Origin of the sequence: Aureicoccus marinus (genome assembly GCF_002954325.1) — a bacterium.
GTDB lineage: Bacteria > Bacteroidota > Bacteroidia > Flavobacteriales > Flavobacteriaceae > Aureicoccus > Aureicoccus marinus.
Window position 1 is genome coordinate 1,886,589 of the sequence record NZ_MQVX01000001.1, and the last position, 19,073, is coordinate 1,905,661.

Sequence of the window (19,073 nt, forward strand, 5' to 3'; positions counted from 1 at the left end):
TAAAAAATGGGGTTTTAGGGAATTAGTGTATTTTTTGGCATGATTTTCCCGGTTTACTCATTCAAAGGGCTCATTCACGCATCCACTTTCCCCCACGGCTCAATACCGATTTTTTGTTTGATAGGCCCCCACTACTTTTAGACCATTCATCAAAAGAAAAAACCATGAAACAAGCAAAGAACATCACACTATCACTAATGAGTTTACTGCTAGCCGGTTCTTTATCGGCCGCAGAAATGCCTGACTTTCTTCGGGCTAATACTCCAGAAACGACAGTAGAGACCCCAGTGGGACCTCTAAAACAACAGTACGTTCGTATTGCACTTTTACTGGACACCAGTAACAGTATGGACGGCTTGATCAATCAGGCCAAAGCTCAGCTTTGGGACATCGTCAACGAATTCACCTACGCCCGATGCGGCAACGGTACACGACCTCAGCTGGTCATTTCTCTTTACGAATACGGCAACGATAACTTGTCATCAGAAGAAGGCTATATCCGACAAGTAATTGGATTTACAGAAGACCTGGATGAGCTTTCCGAAAAGCTGTTCTCTTTAACCACCAATGGAGGAGAAGAGTACTGTGGAGAAGTTATTCAAACCTCCTTGGACCAATTGAGTTGGGGGAAGAATGCCGATGACCTCAAACTCATCTTCATTGCCGGGAATGAGCCATTTAATCAGGGAAAACTCGATTATAAAGACGCGGCACTACAAGCCAAAGAAAAGGATGTGATCATCAACACCATCTTTTGTGGCAACGTTCGACAGGGCATCAATACCCAATGGAAAGACGGAGCGGTCATGACCGGCGGCGAGTATATGGCCATTGATCACAACAGACAAGTGGTTCACATCAAAACCCCTTACGATAAAGTCATTATTGAGCTCAATGGTAAACTCAACAAGACCTATATCGGCTATGGTTCTCGCGGACGTGCTAAAAAAGCCATGCAGGCCACCCAGGACGCGAACGCGATGGCCATGGATGAGGCAGTAGCCGTAAAGCGAACACTGAGCAAGAATTCATCTTATTACAAGAATTCCTCCTGGGATCTCGTCGATGCCGTTGAAGAGGAAGAAGTCGAGATTGCCGATCTGAAAGACTCCGATTTACCAGAGGAACTCAAAGGCAAATCCGAAAAGCAGATCAAAGAGTACATCGCGAAGAAAAAAGCCGATCGCTCCAAAATCCAAAAGGAAATCAATTCCACCAATGCCAAACGTGCGGCTTACATCGCCAAGCAACAGGATCAGGAAAAAGGAGAACTCGAAAACGCCTTGATTACGGCGATCAAGAAACAAGCGACATCAAAAAATTTCACTTGGGATAAGAAGTAAGCCGATTGGACTTACTCAAACGGAAGCCCGTTTGCCACTCGGCAGGTGGGTTTCTTTTTGCCTAGTAGTTTGCCGCAGGGCAGAAGCAGTCGTATCTGTTGCTGTTCTGACCGATATTATAGCCAATGGTAATTTGGTGAAAACCACCATCCGCAAAACGGATATCGCCTACCTGGTAGCTGTAATTATAAGAGAACAACATACGCCCGAAGTTAATTCCGGCAATCGGTGTAAAAAGCTGAAGACGCTGTTCCCCGGCAGTAGTACCCGTATTGAAGCTGGCTCCGTTAAAACTTCTTCGGTAAGAAAGTCCACCCCAGATGGTGCTGTTACCCACATCCTTGTAGACCTTGGCATTCAAATCAAGAGCCCTCTCCCGAGTGAACTCCGAGACCTGCAACAAAACAGAAGGTTCAATGCGCAGGGATTTTCGCCCAAAAACATAGCCCATCGAAAACAGGAAGCGTCGAAGGTTATCAGTTTCTTGAACGGTATAGAGATCTCGCCCGGCACCCAGTACATTGAGCACTGCAGCGTGGGCGTAAAATTCAAAGATGTTATACGACACCCCTAAGTCGATATTGAAGTAGGCCACACTGTTGCGCTGACCACTGATCAAAGGGTCTGGAGCGACCGATCTAAAGTCTGTCTCATCCAGTGTACTCATGCTCACCCCGGTGCTCAATCCAAAAGAGAGTTGGTGCAGGGTTCTAAAATCGTAGCTCAACTTGAGGTGGTGCGCATAGGTCAACTTCAAACCGGTTTGGGAGTGATAGCCGTTACTATCGTTGTAGAGAATCCCTCCTACACCGCTGTTATCACTAACGCGGAAGTGGGCATTCAAAGTCTGTAAATTGGGAGCATTTTGAATATCAAACCACTGTTTACGAGCCGTAAGACGAATCTTTCCTCCTTCCCCAATTCCCGCCATAGACGGATAAACGAGGTAGTAGTTGTCTGCTAAATAATCAAAGTACACGGGAACTCCTTCTTGTGCACGCACAGAGAATCCGAAGGTCAGCATCACCAGGATAAGTAAAAACTTGGGATTCATTTGGAGATTGAGGCCTTAAAGTTAGTGTTCGATCGTACTCCTAGGTATAACGTCCGATTTCTTATGATAGTATAAAGATAAGCCAAGCTTTTTAGTTCGTATTTTTGCACGAAAATATAGGCATGTCCGACATCCATATCACTGTAAAAGAAACGGGTAAACCTCAGATACTAAAATTCGAAGCCAACCAGTTTCTGGTCAAACAAGGCAATTACGAATTTCACAATATTGACGAAGCCAAGGATTCCCCTCTGGCTCAGCAACTTTTCTATCTTCCTTTTATCAAGACCGTTTACATCTCCGGCAACTTTGTCGCCCTCGAACGATTCGACATTGTTCAGTGGTCAGACGTCAAGGACAGTTTAGCTCAGCAGCTCGTGGATTACCTCAACTCCGGTCAGCCCGTGGTCCGGGAAGAAAACCCCGACAGCCCGCAAGCGGTTACGGTTTACGCGGAGGTTACTCCTAATCCGGGAGTGATGAAATTTGTTGCCAATAAACTGGTTGTCCCTGCCATTTTGAATTCAAAACATCGATGAAGCAGCGGATTCACCCCTGGCCACAGAACTGTTTCACTTCCCTTATGTCAAGGAAGTTTTCTTTGATCAGAACTACGTATCGATTTCGAAGTACGATCGAGCAGAATGGAATGATATTTCTATGGAACTGCGCGAGTGCATCCGCGAATTTTTGGTAAGTGGCAAAGACGTGGTCGAACAAAAAGCCCAGGCCGTCGAACAAAACAAAGTGGCTTCAGAAGAAAAACAATGGGACGAGACCTCCAAGCAGATCATCGATATCCTGGAAGAATACGTCAAGCCTGCGGTCGCTTCTGATGGCGGAAACATTCTCTTTCAGGAATACGAAGAGTCAACGAAAAAGGTCCATGTTGTTTTGCAAGGAGCCTGCAGCGGATGCCCCTCCTCCACCTTTACCCTCAAGAACGGGATCGAGACCATGCTCAAGAACATGCTCGGTGACAAGGTGAGTGAAGTGGTTGCCATCAATGGCTAAGCTTTCGGCTTCTGCTGATTACCACAGTTCTCTTCTGGAGCTGTACCGAGAAAAAAGAGCCCATGGAACACGCCTTTACCAATGATCTGATTCACGAAAGCAGTCCCTACCTCTTACAACATGCCCACAATCCGGTCGACTGGAAACCCTGGAATCCGGAGGTTTTGGAACTCGCAAAAAAGCAGAACAAGCCCATTCTAATCAGTATTGGCTACGCCGCCTGTCATTGGTGCCATGTCATGGAAGAGGAATGTTTTGAGGATCCTGAAGTGGCCCAATTGATGAATGCTCACTTCATCAATATCAAGATTGACCGGGAAGAAAGACCCGACGTGGACCAGATCTACATGGATGCTCTACAATTGCTCACCGGTCGAGGGGGATGGCCCCTAAATGTCGTGGCCATGCCCGATGGAAAACCTTTCTGGGGTGCCACCTATTTACCCAAAGATCAGTGGATGTCGGCGCTTACCCAATTGGCAGAACTCTATAAAAGTGATCCGGGCAAAATTCAGGAATACGCTCAAAAACTGACCCAAGGGGTCCATGCCATGCAGCTTTTGAACTCTCCAAGCAGCGAACAACTGACCATGGGCCAACTCGATGCCTTGGTAGAAGACTGGACCCAATACTTTGACCCCTTTTTGGGAGGTTACAAAAGAGCCCCCAAATTCATGATGCCCAACAACCTGGATTTTCTAATGCATTATGGGTTCGCACAGGAAGACCAGGCCATTCTGGCTTATGTGGACAACACCTTAACCCGGATGGCTTATGGTGGAATTTTTGACGCCCTTGCCGGAGGCTTCTCTCGCTATTCGGTGGATACCAAATGGCATGTACCCCATTTCGAAAAAATGCTCTATGACAACGGGCAACTGATCAGTCTATATGCCCGGGCCTTCGGTCGCAGTAAAAATGCCTTGTACAAAGAAACGGTTGAGCAGTCGATTGCCTTTGTCGAAACCGAGCTCAAAGCCTCCACTGGCGGGTACTTCTCGTCTTTGGATGCAGACAGCTTGAACGAAAAAGGAGAACTCGAAGAAGGAGCTTATTATGTCTGGAAGGAAGACCAACTACGGGAACTTTTAAATGAAGATTTCGATCTATTTACCCAGTACTACAACATCAACTCTTATGGGTTTTGGGAGGAAGAAAACTATGTGCTCATTCGCGATAAAAGTGATGAGGAGATTGCTTCCCAATTCGAGATCAGCAAAGAAGAACTTCACAAGGTCATTGCTCGGTGCAAAGAGGTTTTGATAAAAACCCGAAACCTAAGGCCGAGACCTCGTTTGGATGACAAGATTCTCACTTCCTGGAATGCCTTGTATTTACAGGGCCTAATCGATGCTGGTCGATATCTGAAGCGGGAGGACTACCTTGAACTGGCTGCTCTATTGGCCGAGTTCATCGAAGGTCACCTTCGTCGTGAGGACGGGGGTCTGTTCCGCAACTTTAAAAACAACAAGGCCAGTATTCCAGCATTTTTGGAAGATTATGCTGCCCTTATCGAAGCTTACCTTGGCCTTTATGAAGTCAGTAGTGAAATGCGATGGCTAAACCGTGCCCAAGAGCTCTGCACCTATTGCTTGGAGTATTTTAGCACGGAAGAACAAGATTTATTCTATTACACAGAGGCGAGTCAACAAGAACTCATTCGCCGGTCTATCGAGACCTCTGATAATGTTATTTCGGCCAGTAACTCCATGATGTTTTTGAACTTAAAAAAGCTTTCTAAAATTAGGCCCCAGCAAGGGTACGCTCAGCGGGCATCCCAGATGCAGCTCCGTGTACAGGAGCTGCTCAAGCAACACGCTCAGGGGCACGCCAATTGGCTGCATGGAGTACTCTACGACACCCAGGCCTTTTATGAAATCGCAGTTGTAGGACCTCAGGCCAAAGAAACTGCGGAAGATTTACTGGCAGAGTATCGCCCCAACAGCTTTTTGGTCTGGAAATCATCAGAAAACCAATCCGACCTAGCCCTATTTCAGAATCGATGGCTGGATGAGACTACTTTGATCTATGTTTGCCAGGAAGGCAGCTGTCAATTACCGGTCGAAAACCCCCTAGAGGCCCTTAATCAAATGAACTAAAACCCTTGAATCAACAAAATGGATAAACTAGAAAACTACCGTAAACATATCGACCTAGCCATAGAGTGGCTTTGGAATCTGGTTCCTAACCTTGTGCTGGCTTTTTTAATTCTCGTCTTCGGTCTCTGGATCATTAAGTTCATCAACAAGGCGGTTGCCCACTTCTTCGATAAAAAGGATTACGATATTACCCTGGAGCGTTTCATTCAAAGTTTTATCCACTACACCCTGAGGATTCTTCTCTTTGTATTGGTCATCACCCAACTCGGGGTAAAAACATCCTCCCTTATCGCCATGTTGGGCGCTGCGGGATTGGCTATTGGCCTAGCTCTTCAAGGCTCTCTGGCCAATTTTGCTGGAGGTGTTTTACTTTTGGTTTTTAAACCCTTTAAGGTGGGGGATTTTATCTCGGCCCAGGGAATCGACGGAACAGTTAAAGAAATCAGCATCTTCCAGACCAAACTGAACACCTTTGGCAATCAAGTGGCCATTATTCCAAATGGACAATTATCCAACGGGAGTCTAATCAACTACAATGCAGAAAACATGCGTCGAGACAATTTCACTGTTGGAATTGGTTATGGCTCCGATATCAAGAAGGCCAAGGCTATTCTCCTTGATATTTGCCAAAGTCACGAGGATATTATGAAGGATCCGGCTCCGGAGGTCTATGTCAGTGAATTGGGAGACAGTTCGGTAAACCTAAGCTTAAGGTTTTGGGCCTCCAATGAGAATTTCTGGCCCGCTCATTTCTATGTTATTGAACAAACGAAAGAGCGCTTTGATCAAGCACAAATCGAAATTCCTTTCCCGCAGCAGGTTATTCACCGGACGGAGACCAACTAATTCTTGGGTTTAGCTTTGGGCTTTTGAAGTACGAAGTCTTTGAGGTAATAGGGTTCAAAATAGGCCACATCTTCGAATTCACCTGCACTGAACTTCGCCTGCGCTAAACCGATCATTTGAGCCGCCGAAGGGAGCAAATCGGGGTAATACGAAATTCCGTCCTCTCCTAGTATTTCTTGGCATTTTTCGGCTCCAGGGCCGATAAGATGCAGATGTTCCTCTTTGCGATAATCATGAAAAGAATCGGAGCTAATTACTTCGGCTTCTGTCGTTCGGATCTCGTTATGAGTGGAATCCAGGACTTTGGAATATACTTCCATCCTTCTAGCATCCAGCAAAGGGATCAGTACCCCCTCCACTTCGTTGACCTGATGAGCCAAAATATCCAGTGTTGGCAAGGCTATTAGTTTCAGGTCTTGTGCGAAGCACAATCCTTTGGCAGTAGACACGCCTATTCGCAATCCTGTATAGGATCCTGGCCCCATTCCTACCGCAACGGCCGTAAGCTCATCAAAAGAAACACCACAGTCTTTCAAGAGCGTTTCGATAAATACATGCAACCATTCAGAATGCATGTACTGACTACTGTTTTCTTCTTTTAGCCCCAATAGTTCACCCTCTCTTGCCAGAGCGACAGAGCATTGAGTGGTCGAGGTTTCTATACATAGAATGAGTGCCATGGAGGTAAAAAAAAGCCGGCCCCATGAGGACCGGCTAAAACGTTGTTGTTCCGATTTCCTTAATCCAAAGATAAGGGAACTCCGAAGTAGAATTCCAAAATCTTCAATCGGAAGATATAATCGTACTTGGTTCGGATGACGGTTGCATAGGCGTTATCTAAACGCGCCTGGGCTTGTCCAAACTCAAAGGCATTCATCAAACCAACATCAAATCGCTCTTTGGCGTAGTCATAGGCCAGCTTACGAGCATCCAAAGTTTTCTGAGCCGCTTCGTAACTCTTTCTGAAAGTCGTTACGTCTACGTAAGCCTGGTTGATGGTGTTTTCCAGATCCAATTTATCCTGCTCGAACTGCAGCTTAGTTCTAAGAACGTTGATCTTGTTTCGCTTGATGCTGTTACGCGTGCTAAAGCCGTTAAAAACCGGCACATTAAGCGACAATCCGTAACTGATACCATCGTTGTTCTCTAACTGTGTTTGAAAATCCAAGATGTTCGGAGTTACACTATTCTCGGTATAAAAAGAGCTGTAGTTCAAGAAAGCTCCCAAAGTTGGAAGGGCAGCTCCTCTAGCGATTTGCAAGTCTTTTTCAGCCAACTGAACGTTCGCTTCAGAAAGCTTAATATCGTTTCTGAACGTGAGGGCTTTGTCAAAAATAACCTTAGCACTGTTATCCAAGATATCTGAAAAAGGGACGTCAAAAGATTCCTCAGCAATATCGAAGTTTTCGTAATCCGTAATGAGTAGCAACTGAGCCAATCCGATTCTTGAAATAAGCACAAGGGCTTCGTTGTTGACGATTTGCTGCTCCTGGTTAGCGGCTGTGGCTTCAATCTCCAGCAAATCACCTTTGGGTACAACACCAGATTCTACTAGCTCTCGTGTACGCAACAAATCCTGCTCGGTAACTTTGTACTGCGCTTGAGCCACCTTCAAGGCCTCTTTGTTTGAAAGAACCTGTAAATAAGCATTGGCGACACGCAAACGGATATCGTCTTTCAAATCTTCGAGACGGTATTGATTGGCGATCTCATTGATCTTCGCACGACTGGCTCGGTGAACATTTCGTAATCCATCAAACACGGTCATGTTTGACGTAAGGGATGGAGAAACATTCAAAATCGTCGCCGAAGTAATGATGTTGGTCTGTGGATCGACAACCAAACCGGAACGCTCCGAAACCGTTACACTACCGCTTAAGGTTGGTAAAAAATTTCCTAGGGCATCGCTTTTATCAATACGAGCATTCTCTAGATCCAACTCGAACTGTTCTACAGTGATGTTGTTCTGGATGGCATATTCCACACATTCTGCCAAAGTCCATTTCTTGGTTTGTGCGTGAACACCTAGAGCTAATAAGGTCAATAGTGCACCTAAAACTACCTTCTTCATGTGTCTAATTTTGTCTGGTTAGGTTTATGAGAATTATTCTTCGGTGTTTTCGTTCTCTTCTTCCTCACCTAGCTTAATAGGCTCGGTTTTGTTCCATTGTTTTACGCTGTCTTCTTCGGTAAGCCCTGATATGATTTCAACAATAATCCCATCAGAAATTCCAATTTCTACATCGCGTCGCTCAAACTGTTGCTCTCCTATTGATACTTCAACATAGGGCTTATCCGTCTGATTATCGAATTGCAATAGGGCCTCAGGAATCACTAAAATGCTATCTCTTTTCTCCAAAATCAAAGAGGCGTTGGCACTATATCCTGCACGGATAACGGTTCCTTCGTCAACGGTTACGTCCCCTTCAATCTTAAACTGAACAGCACCAGCCTGCTCCACTCCTTTTGGAGCGACAAATCTCAAGACCGCATCAAACTTTTTATCTTCGATAGCACCCAAACTGATTTCGAGTGGCATCCCTATTTCTAACTTGCCCACTTCTCCTTCATCAACCTGTCCTTCGAAAATCATTTTTCCAAGGTCTGCAATTGTGGCAATGGTTGTACCATCGTTAAAGTTATTACTCTGAATCACCTGATCCCCTTCCTCGACTGGAATCTCTAAGAGAGTTCCACTAACGGTCGCACGAATATTCGTGTTTGCAGAGGCCGATCCACCAGCTGAACCTCGTCGAATAATCTGGTAATCTGCACGGGCATTTTTCAACTCTTGTTGTGCTCGCTCGTACGTCAATTTCAGGTTGTTATAATCCTGGTTAGAAATTACGCCTCGCTCATACAGTGCTTTATTTCTTTCGAATTCTATTTTAGAGTTGTTCAATGAAAGTTCTGCATTACGGACACGTCCGGCAGATTGGTTTAATGACTGCTCATTTGGAACTACTTTAATGACAGCAATTAGATCACCAGCCTTTACCTGATCTCCTTCTTCTTTGTAGATTCGATCTATAATTCCTGAAATCTGAGGTTTGATTTCGACCTCGTCTTGAGGAATTACTTTTCCGGTAGCAACAGACTTCTTCTCAATGGAAGAAATAAACGGCTTGTGGGTTTCGTAGGTAATTGCCGACTTACTGTTGGATTTAATAAAGAACATCGCTGCCCATAGACCTCCTGCGATAATTACGATTAGTAGGATCCATTTTACGACTTTCATGACTTGTATTTAAATTGATTTTTAGTAATTCTATTCTTCTCTTAATGCGTCAATTGGACGAATACTCACCGCTCTTTGCGCTGGAATTAGTCCGATTAATGTTCCCAGAACCACCATCAAAAAGAGGGCTCCTAAAACATAGGGTACGGGTACCGTTGGGTTGGTGTAAGGGAAAGCTGAACCTTCCGTCAGCGCGCCAACGAGTGCCAATGTAGCGGCACCTAAGGTAATTCCGATAATTCCGGAGATCAAGGTCAAAAAAACAGACTCGATCAAGATCAAGGAACGAACTTCTGCCGGTGTTGCACCCAGTGCTCTCCGAACTCCGAGTTCTTTGGTTCTCTCTTTTACAGATATCAAGAGGATATTACCGATACAGATAACCCCGGCTAAAATTGTTGCAATACCGATGACCAGAGACAGGAAAGTAAGTCCGCTGGAAAAGCCCATAACTTGTCCAAAGATCTCTCCTAGGTTGAACGTACCAAAAGCGCGTTCATCAGTTGGATCTACCCTGTGAATCGATTTTAAAACAGCTTTGACATCTTTCTCGACCTGAATTACATCTGCATCGTCGTAGGCCGCAATGGAGAACCAGGAAACCCGATCGCCCGTATTGTAAAGTTTTCGGAAAGTGGAAAATGGGATGTAGATATCAGAATCACTTTCAAAACCTCCTCCGGGGACGAACTTATGCACCCCAACGATCTGAAAATAAACATTGTCAATACGGATGAACTGCCCAACTGGCTCCTGACCATCCTCAAAAAGTTCCGTTTGCGTCCTTTCACCTATGACGCAAACCTTTCGGGCTTGCTCAATGTCTTCATCATTTATGAAACGACCGCCATCATAAATCTTTTTTGTCGCGATTTTCGTGAAAACCGGGAAGTCACCATAAACATTATAGTTACCAGAATTCAAGCCTCGAACTACTAATGCAGGGGCACCTCCAAAAACACCCTTCACATTTCTAGGTGCGATGTATTCAATATCCGGAATCCTTCTTTCAAGCACATCCGCATCACCCAATTTTAATTGAATTCTTCTTCCCGTCTTAAACCCTGCATAGGGCTTACTCGTGGATTGCGCCCAAGCAAAGAGACTATTCATCGCTACGCTTTCGAACTGACGCTCGAAACCATTATCAAGACCTTTTGCTGCCCCAGACATCGCGATATAAACAAAAATTCCCCAAAGGACCCCGATTACGGTAAGCAGGGTTCGAATTTTATTCTTGCTTATCGAGCTGAATATCTCTTGCCAGGTATTTCGATCAAATAGTAGTTTCATTATTCGTCTCTTAATGCAACAATAGGTTTAATACGAGCAGCTCGTCTGGCCGGAATAAGTCCCGCTAGCACCCCGCAAACCACTAGCAACAAGGTTGACCAAATGGCAAACCCAGGCGTGATATAAGGGTTCTTAATAAAATAATCTTCTAAAGTCACCCCTAAATTTTGTAACAGAAGAACACCTAGGCCCATTCCAATAAATCCTGAAACTGTTGTGATCACAGAAGCTTCTAAAAGTATTATTCCAATAATGTTTTTTGGAGTAGCACCCATTGCCTTGCGAATTCCCAATTCTTTGGTTCTTTCTTTCACAATAATGAGCATGATATTACCAATCGCAATGATTCCTGCCGCCATTGTTCCTCCAGCAAAAAACAACGCTATCCAACCAAGTACGGTAGCAAACTGCTGATTTTGCTCGTATTGATCCGCAACGTTTCGAATAAAGATGGCGCTCGGATCCGCTGGCTTAATCACTTTTTTATCCTTTAAAAAAGCCATTAGTTTTTTCTCAAAAGACAAGGCTCCTGCAATTCCTATTTCCGGTTTAAAGGCAACAATAATCTGATCTACTTTATCGGTACTTTTCTCAATCAGCTGTCTTGTGGTATAAGGGATGTAGATAAATCGCTCTTCATTATCACCGCCATCGTCTTGGAAGACGCCGACTACCTTCATTGCACTTCCCCCTACATCTATGAACTCCCCAATCGGGTTCGAATTCCCAAAAAGATCTTTTTTAACTAAACGGCCAATTACGGCGACTTTGGCCTTCTCTTTAATATCATTCTCGTTGATATACCGCCCACGCATTATAATGGTCTTCTCATTGTATTGATGAGCAGGACCAACCGCTCTTGTGGTATAATTATCGGATTCGTTCTTGTACTTCACCAGGGCTCCACGACTGATACGCGGAGTGATGTACTCCAAGTAAATGGCAAAATTATCTTTAATGTCTTGAAGATCCGTGTTGTCAAATTCAATTCTGCGCCCTGACTTATAGCCCTTGTAAGGCATGGAGGTACGATTAGGAAAGAGAAAAAAGGTATTTGTCGCATCATCCCCAAAGAACTCGTCAAATGTATTCTTTAGGCCGTTGGTCATACCGACAATGATTACGACAATAAAAATCCCCAAAGCCATAGTAAACCCAGTCAGAAAAGTTCTGAGCTTGTTTTTACTTATGGTTTGAAAAATTTCTTTCCAGGTATCTCTACTGAACATAATCCGACGCCCTTACTTGATCGATTTTCTTGTCTTCTACAATAACACCATCGCGTAAGTGTACAATTCGCTTACACATGTTGGCAATATCTTCTTCGTGTGTTACCACCAAGATGGTATTCCCTTCGTCATTGATCTTTTGGATAAGATCCATTACTTCATAAGAAGTTTTACTATCCAGAGCTCCCGTAGGCTCATCCGCTAAAAGAACTTTTGGTTCTGCGGCCATCGCTCTAGCGATCGCAACACGTTGCTTTTGCCCCCCTGATAACTCATTTGGCAAATGCTTCGCCCATTCCTTTAACCCAACTCTCTCCAGATAAGACAAGGCCTTTCGTTGACGTTCCTTTCGACCCACTTTTTGATAGTATAGAGGTAAAGCAACGTTCTCCAGCGCGTTTTTTGTAATTGATCAGGTTGAAGGATTGAAAAATGAAACCCAAAAACTTATTACGGTATTCAGCCGCCTGTGTTTCATTTAGGTTTTTGATTGGAACACCGTCAAGGATATAATCACCCTCGTCAGCTTCGTCAAGCATTCCTAAAATGTTGAGTAATGTGGATTTTCCGGATCCAGAAGATCCCATGATCGCAACTAGTTCGCCAGCTTCGGCAGAAAAGTTAATTCCCTTCAATACATGCAAGGAATTTGAGCCCATTTTATAGGACTTGTGCAGGTCACGGATTTCAATCATGGTGGTTGCGTTAGTTTGGTCTTACACTCCTAATAAGACCAGCAAGTTGCCCATTTGTTACAAGAATAATTTGAATATTATGTTAAAATCTGATAACCTATGGATTTTAAAAATTTTGACCGTTATTTCCTACATTAAAACCCCTGAAATTGAGCGCTTCTTTAAGTCTATTCCTACTTATTCTAAACTGCTTAAACTGCAATAAAAATTGTAGTAAAAATTGGGTCTTGGTAAAATGGAAAAACATCAACAGAAAAACCGCAGGTTCTAGTAATAGATTTTGAAAAAAGTAACTCAAACCAAATAGAGATAAACCCAACAAAATTATCTGAACAAATAGAATGGAATAGACTGTTTTCAACCACGATTTGTTCTTTTGGTTTTTCTCAGCTTGACAAGCGGTTTTTAAGAAGTCCTTCCAATGGTTGAATAAATCGAAATGGAACAACTTGCTTCCATAAAATAAGCGATAACAACCCTTCCTTAATTGATCATTTTCGTTTGTCTCCCCTGATTGGCTTAATAAACGTTTCATTCCTGTAGTTTGGAGGATTATCATGCTGACCAAAAAACTCAATAAGAGCAGTCGAGAATCTATAAGGTTTAACAGCAAGCTGAGATATAACCAAAGGAAAAGGTTCCAGGGAAGATCGATTAGGAGTCTTTCTGAAAAACCAACGAATTGAAACACATCATTCATCCTCGTATCATATTCTCCTTCTGAGTAACCCTCCCTAAGCCTTTTAGGAAGCCGGGCGATAGCTTTAATCAGCTTTCTCATCAGAAGAACTTTTTTCTGCTTTATCTTCACCCTCTTCGCTTGTTGAATAACTAAGTGAAGTATGTCGGTTATAAATAAAACTAAAAAGGAAACAGAATTACTCATTTCATTGGCATCGTCGAGAACTTGATAACCAAGACACATAAAACCAACTAGAATAAGCACATAGAATACATGTAAACTTTGCCCTTGGGTTAATACCGCTTCATTAGAAATACAATAGTGCCATTAGCGATACATTCTTTCTAATTTCTTCCTTAGCCGACTCCTGTTCTTCAACTGGATCCAAGGATATAACTACTTCCGACCAAAACCGACGAATTCTATACTTAGGAATCCAATATAATTTCCCAATGGCAGGATCCATAACCTTTACCATCCAACGACTAACCTTATAGACAACCACAAAATGTGGACCTTGTGAAGGAATAATTCTTGCGATATAGGGTACTTTTAATACATCTAAGTGGTTAGCGTTTAGTCTTAAACCCTTAGCATTATACCCTAACACTCTGGCTGTTTTTATCAAATTAAAAACAGAGGTTCCTGATTGATCTGTTCCTGCAATTGTTCGAAGCTCCATGATCGAAACTTCCTTACCATGGAATCGATGAAGAGACTGCAAACAAGCAATACCGCAATCGGACTTATCAAATTGCTTTACCCGAATCCCAGAACTACTCGAATTTCCATATTCAGATATCTTTCCGAATACAGGTATAGCGGTATTAAATGAAATCATCCGGCATGGTTACACTGAAACAAAAGCATTCCTAACAGAAAAGAAATGAACATAAGACCAAAGAAATAAATTACGATCAGAACATCTCTCTGGAACTTAATCAACTGAAAAAACCTGGCCATTACAGCCAGGTATACCTTACTCATGATCACAATTTCTGTGATACAAGTCTTGCCCAAACTCCCATGATTTTGAGAATACTTCTAAAAGTGCAACAGGCCAATTTGGCCGAAGCCATCCACCTTTTACCTGTCTGAGGTCTTCCAGACCTAAAAATCTAATTTCATTCATTAAAGGCCTGTCTTTAGTGATCACTTGTAAACGATTCATAAATATAGCCTCCCATGGTCCCCAGAAGAATAGCATCCAGGGTCATGACGAGTAACACAGGTAATATCCCTCCTTTTATTTCTTTCTGCTCTGATCTCCTTAAATCCTTCACGATTTCTTGTTTCATTCGATCCAATTACAATTACTTATACCTACTCTCACGTTTTTCGGCATCCACGTTTGCCAATTCCAATAGCATTGATCAAACCTAATAGTTCATACTGCACTAGACATGCGCTTTGATGGATTCTTGTTCAAAAGGTGTAAGGATTTTATCCCAAGAGATAGCAGGACAAATAAGGGAAGTAAACCGAAAAATTTATACCACGAAAACCTGAGAGAAGATATTCCCTTCGTGTTATTCGATTCAGCGAAAATGCTCGAATACAGTTCCAGAAGCACAGGTATACTGTAATGAAATACTGAACTAAGAGCCCATATAACTACTGCCCCAAAGCATAATCCATAAGCCAACAAAAAGATAGAAGAAGGCTTAAAGGTTCCTGTAAGCAGTCCCTTCCAGGCCGCCAGTGACTTCTGAGACAGATTGGAAACTCCCATAACATCCGTAAGAATCCAATAACCGTCACTTTTGATAAAAGGGTTCAAATTCCATAACGTTTTTGTGCCAATTAAGAGAAAAAGACTCCGACCACTATCCCAATTCAATAAGATGGAAATAATAACTCCTAGAGAACAAAAGATCATCTCAAAGTACATCCCTGCAAAATTAACTAGTTGGCGTCGCCTTCTCTTCAAAGCCCATATGTTAGTGACATTGGCATAAAGCACAGGACTGAGCAGGTAAAAAGCCCCTCCAATCGCGCCGGCCCTTTCACCCGAATACACCAAGGCTGAAGAATGACCAAACTCATGGAAAAGTACACTAACAAACATTAGCACAACGAATACAAATCCAGTGTTGGGCTGAATAAAAATTTCTGCAGGAACAAGCATGGTCTCCTGAATCCAAACAGCGATAAAGAGCGCCACAAATCCAATGAATACAGGTAGCGAAAACAAGAAAACTAACTTTTTAGAAAGCCTATTCACCCTAGCCGAATTAATTAGGATAAAACTCCACTGCAAATAGGTCGGAGGTTTAGTTTTCTTTGGTTCGGGAATTGGTTTGCTATCACTGGAAATCAACCAAGCCGCTTTTTTCCATGCGAATTGATGCAGTTGCCTCAGGGAAGATTCATCACTATAAGAGGACTTTTCTTTTTGATGGGATCTTATGACCTCTTCCAAACTGCCACCCTTTTCGAAGTGAATCAAAAACCTGACGAGCTCTCCCGAAACCCTCCAATACTGTTCTGAACTGATATTGCGCAGCACATAAAACTTTGACTCTTTTTCGCTTATCCGAAGATCTGGATTAAGACGGAATTGCTCTTCTTCCTTTAGCATAAAGACCGAAGAACCCAAGCGGTTGTCATCACTTCACTCTTGTAAATCTCTCCTGGTTTCGCAATAATAAAGGGCATGGCCTGCCATGAACCATTGGGCTGCTGTACAGAATCTAAGTACGATTTGGCTAGGCTAATAATAGTGGCATCGTTAAAGCCTAATTCCTTAAAAATCAATAAAGCGAAGGCAGTTGATAAAGGATCACTAACCAAGCCCTCAGTTGCGGCAAATCCCCCATCCTTATTTTGTTGCTTTAGCGTGAAGGTAAGAGCTTTGTGAATGGAGGAACTCTTTTCTTTTCCTAAGGATAGTATGAAGCGAAGACATTGGAATGTGCCATAGAGCTCTCCAAAATACCATCTGCTCTTCCAACCCCCTGAGTCCTCTTGAACGCTCAGCAAATAATCACGACATAACTCCAGATGTTCTAAATACTTTTCCTTGTTAAAGCACAACAAACTATAGGCAAAATTAGCCATCACTTCAGGGTCGGGCCCCCGGCCCCAACACTTGGTATTTAACCACTCTTGCTTCTGTTCGAGCGAGGTTCTGTTCTTTAGAGGCACCAACCACGTTTCCCATACACCAGGCTCAATTGCCCTCTCCTCCAAAGCTAAGCGAATCGCTCGGCCGACCTTTTCATCGAGCTTATCCTTACAATCAAAACGACAGGCTAATTGAATGACCTGTGCCAGATCATCTATATCAGATGACAATTCTGGAACTTCGTCAAAATAAGCCCAGCAACCAACTCCGAATTTACGTTTACACGATTCTACAAAAGTCCACTCTTTTTCTATAAAATCGCGCCATTGCGCATCTTCTGGGTTCATGGCAAAAGAAATACACTCACAAAGAAGAGTTCTTTGAAATAACTCACCCTTATGAACCCGATCACCGGAATTAAAACCATCTTCCAAGGATAACCACATCCAATGCGCCAGGTCGTTCCAATTGGATTCAGAAGCAGTTTGCAAATACCGCCAAGCCTTTTCAAAGCTTGCAAAATAGCTTTGTCCGATATCAGGCAGTCTATGGGATTCTGTCCTTGTTTGCAAATCGGCCCACTTCTGCTCGACCACCTTCAATTGAATCTCTGTTTTCTGTCGATATCGCTTAAACAAATCCTCTAATTGTTGCCCTAAGGTCAACCAGGACGATTGAATATTACTTGGAAGATCTGCTTGAGACAGATTGAGGTAGCGACAAGAATTATCAAGCAAAAGAGAGGCATGTCCACGGAGAAAAAATAGTTTGTGATTTCCCTCAACAGTATGCTTAACCCAATCGGAATTCTGTTTTTTATAGTCATAGACAGCCCAATTGAATTGACCTGAAATCCAATCAACTTTAAAGTCTTTAACGTCATCATACAACTGTATACCTACAGAAAAATAATGATGAGATTGGATCAAAGACTTCCATATCACAGAGTCAGGTTGCCCATTGAGCAAATGCATAGCATCAATAGCTAAAAGACCTCCACTGGATTTAAGTTGAGCAAGACGACAATAATCATTAAACTGTACCTCTGTTTGAGCTTGAAGTTCTTTATCCAAGGCAAGAGCTCTTTCGACTTCTTTCTTTCTATCAACCCAACATCGCCAAAAGGACGAATTCTTTTGGAATAGCTCACTTAAAACAAGTAAGGCCGCATCCCTTAAATCCAACAACATGGACAAATCGTCAACAACTCCTTCATCCATTATCTCATCCTGAATCAAAAAAGCATGGTATTGATAATAAGCTGCCAGACTCAACTGCTCAACTTCTTGCTTTGAGACGTCCGGATAATAAGCATCAAATAGCGCTGGGTAATTCCGATAAAAGGAAGGAGATCTATCATTCCTCACCCAGTCATCAATCCGATTAGTTCTTTCTATTAATAAATTCATATTCTTCTTGAGTTAACAGGTAGCTATTACCAGAAATCGGAACATATCTGACTTGGTCTAGAATAGGCTTTTGGAGATCCAGTTTTATTTTGGTTCTGGTTGATTTCTGGAAAGAAGGCTCTTCCTGCACCTGATAAGTCAAACTCACTTCGTCTATTGGCCCCCAATCAACAGAGTTATGCGTTACATATTCAAAGGAGCTCAGATGTCTATTTTGCTTTTTACCTAAATTGAACTTCCAACTCATGCGGCTATGGCTTGTCCGTACGCTGTACTTTTTACGGTAGCGTTCGGAAAAATAAGTACTCCCGTCCTCCGACCCTTCGAGTTCCCATGCAATACTTAAAAGATTTTTAGTCTTATTACAAAAGAATAGCTCCCCATGCAAAAGCTTTACTTCTGTCTTGAGATCCGGTCTGATAATCCCAGAAAATTGAATTTCAGTGAACGCTTTACTGTACCTTATTTTTTCAATGGTATAGTCTTTCATACATCTCAATAAGAATTGAATCGGATAGTTCAACTGAATCATATTCAAAAGGTCCTTAGGGGCAACATATCCCCCATGTGAAAGAGGAGAGTCCATTCTTAATTGACTTGCATATTGAATATTATTCAGAAAAAGACCTTTTCCCGGTTGTTCTGCTATTTGAGCTTGAAATAAATGACTCAATTCCCCATTGGTACGGCTGAGTTTTCGAAAAAGAAGGGTTCGCTTTGATGCTATTTTCTTTGAATCAATCAGCCATCCGTTCAAATATCCCATCAAATCAAAGGCATATAATTCCACTTCCTTCAGGACGGTAAAAACAGGACTTAAATAAAGAGTATCACGCTCTTCACCACTATCGTAAATCTTATATTTAAAACCTAAATGACTTATTTTCCAAAGTCCTTTAAAAGGCTTAAATAGTTTGCCTTCTTCATTGCTGATGAACCCATTGCCATCCTGCAAATGGATCATATGCGCACCGGCAATGGGCAGGGAGTCGAGCTCATTGAGCAGTTGGAGTTGTTTACTCTGAGGGGTCAGGAAATTGGCACAACCAATAAAAACTAAAAAAGTAAGGTGTATGGACTTTTTCATAAAAAGAAGGCCACCAC

The 19,073-nt window shown here is 42.8% G+C and carries 15 protein-coding genes and 2 pseudogenes; 4 read left to right on the plus strand and 13 right to left on the minus strand.

All coding sequences use genetic code 11. From position 1 onward, the window contains the following. The first annotated feature begins 164 nt into the window (after positions 1-164). On the plus strand, positions 165-1,343 hold the full coding sequence (locus tag BST99_RS08805) for a vWA domain-containing protein (RefSeq protein WP_105001473.1): 1,179 nt from the start codon (positions 165-167) through the stop codon (positions 1,341-1,343). Positions 1,344-1,404: 61 nt separating this feature from the next. On the opposite strand, the gene BST99_RS08810 is transcribed toward BST99_RS08805, so the two are convergent. Beyond that, the gene (locus BST99_RS08810) at positions 1,405-2,397 is read right to left on the minus strand and encodes a PorP/SprF family type IX secretion system membrane protein (protein ID WP_105001474.1); all 993 of its coding nucleotides are present in this window, start codon (positions 2,395-2,397) and stop codon (positions 1,405-1,407) included. 122 nt (positions 2,398-2,519) lie between these two features. Here BST99_RS08810 and BST99_RS08815 point away from each other — a divergent pair. The 3 genes and pseudogenes from BST99_RS08815 to BST99_RS08825 all read left to right on the plus strand — a co-directional run bounded on the left by BST99_RS08815 (position 2,520) and on the right by BST99_RS08825 (position 6,356). Beyond that, positions 2,520-3,411: pseudogene (locus BST99_RS08815) on the plus strand (NifU family protein). A 62-nt stretch (positions 3,412-3,473) separates the two neighbouring features. Next, positions 3,474-5,510 carry a thioredoxin domain-containing protein gene (locus BST99_RS08820; RefSeq protein ID WP_105001475.1) on the plus strand — a complete coding sequence of 679 codons (2,037 nt, stop codon included), beginning with the start codon at positions 3,474-3,476 and terminating at the stop codon, positions 5,508-5,510. Positions 5,511-5,528: 18 nt separating this feature from the next. Next, a complete protein-coding gene (locus tag BST99_RS08825; protein ID WP_105001476.1) occupies positions 5,529-6,356 on the plus strand; it encodes a mechanosensitive ion channel family protein in 828 nt (275 codons plus the stop codon). On the opposite strand, the gene tsaB is transcribed toward BST99_RS08825, so the two are convergent. The 12 genes and pseudogenes from tsaB to BST99_RS08885 all read right to left on the minus strand — a co-directional run bounded on the left by tsaB (position 6,353) and on the right by BST99_RS08885 (position 19,056). After that, the gene (gene tsaB, locus BST99_RS08830) at positions 6,353-7,036 is read right to left on the minus strand and encodes a tRNA (adenosine(37)-N6)-threonylcarbamoyltransferase complex dimerization subunit type 1 TsaB (protein WP_105001477.1); all 684 of its coding nucleotides are present in this window, start codon (positions 7,034-7,036) and stop codon (positions 6,353-6,355) included. The two genes, BST99_RS08825 and tsaB, sit on opposite strands and share 4 nt — an antisense overlap. Before the next feature lie 59 nt (positions 7,037-7,095). Beyond that, positions 7,096-8,427 carry a TolC family protein gene (locus BST99_RS08835; protein WP_105001478.1) on the minus strand — a complete coding sequence of 444 codons (1,332 nt, stop codon included), beginning with the start codon at positions 8,425-8,427 and terminating at the stop codon, positions 7,096-7,098. Between the two features lie 33 nt (positions 8,428-8,460). After that, on the minus strand, positions 8,461-9,594 hold the full coding sequence (locus BST99_RS08840; protein ID WP_105001479.1) for an efflux RND transporter periplasmic adaptor subunit: 1,134 nt from the start codon (positions 9,592-9,594) through the stop codon (positions 8,461-8,463). Between the two features lie 30 nt (positions 9,595-9,624). Continuing rightward, positions 9,625-10,887, minus strand: a complete 1,263-nt coding sequence (locus tag BST99_RS08845; RefSeq protein WP_105001480.1) for an ABC transporter permease — start codon at positions 10,885-10,887, stop codon at positions 9,625-9,627. Next, a complete protein-coding gene (locus tag BST99_RS08850) occupies positions 10,887-12,116 on the minus strand; it encodes an ABC transporter permease (protein WP_105001481.1) in 1,230 nt (409 codons plus the stop codon). The genes BST99_RS08845 and BST99_RS08850 overlap by 1 nt, the downstream gene beginning before the upstream one ends. Beyond that, positions 12,106-12,811 (minus strand): annotated as a pseudogene (locus BST99_RS08855) (ABC transporter ATP-binding protein). Before BST99_RS08855 ends, BST99_RS08850 begins: the two are co-directional and overlap by 11 nt. Positions 12,812-12,917: 106 nt before the next feature. Continuing rightward, positions 12,918-13,697, minus strand: coding sequence for a hypothetical protein (locus tag BST99_RS08860; protein WP_181044191.1), 780 nt, complete (start codon positions 13,695-13,697; stop codon positions 12,918-12,920). Between the two features lie 103 nt (positions 13,698-13,800). After that, positions 13,801-14,334 (minus strand): cysteine peptidase family C39 domain-containing protein, encoded by a 534-nt coding sequence (locus BST99_RS08865; protein WP_105001483.1) that lies wholly within the window; start codon positions 14,332-14,334, stop codon positions 13,801-13,803. Between the two features lie 304 nt (positions 14,335-14,638). Continuing rightward, positions 14,639-14,791 carry a hypothetical protein gene (locus BST99_RS14355; protein ID WP_181044192.1) on the minus strand — a complete coding sequence of 51 codons (153 nt, stop codon included), beginning with the start codon at positions 14,789-14,791 and terminating at the stop codon, positions 14,639-14,641. Positions 14,792-14,880: 89 nt separating this feature from the next. Beyond that, complete coding sequence (locus tag BST99_RS08875; protein WP_105001485.1) at positions 14,881-16,074, minus strand: zinc metalloprotease; 1,194 nt, start codon at positions 16,072-16,074, stop codon at positions 14,881-14,883. After that, complete coding sequence (locus BST99_RS08880) at positions 16,068-17,969, minus strand: prenyltransferase/squalene oxidase repeat-containing protein (protein WP_105001486.1); 1,902 nt, start codon at positions 17,967-17,969, stop codon at positions 16,068-16,070. Before BST99_RS08880 ends, BST99_RS08875 begins: the two co-directional genes overlap by 7 nt. Further along, the gene (locus BST99_RS08885; RefSeq protein WP_105001487.1) at positions 17,944-19,056 is read right to left on the minus strand and encodes a hypothetical protein; all 1,113 of its coding nucleotides are present in this window, start codon (positions 19,054-19,056) and stop codon (positions 17,944-17,946) included. Before BST99_RS08885 ends, BST99_RS08880 begins: the two co-directional genes overlap by 26 nt. Positions 19,057-19,073 lie beyond the last annotated feature (17 nt).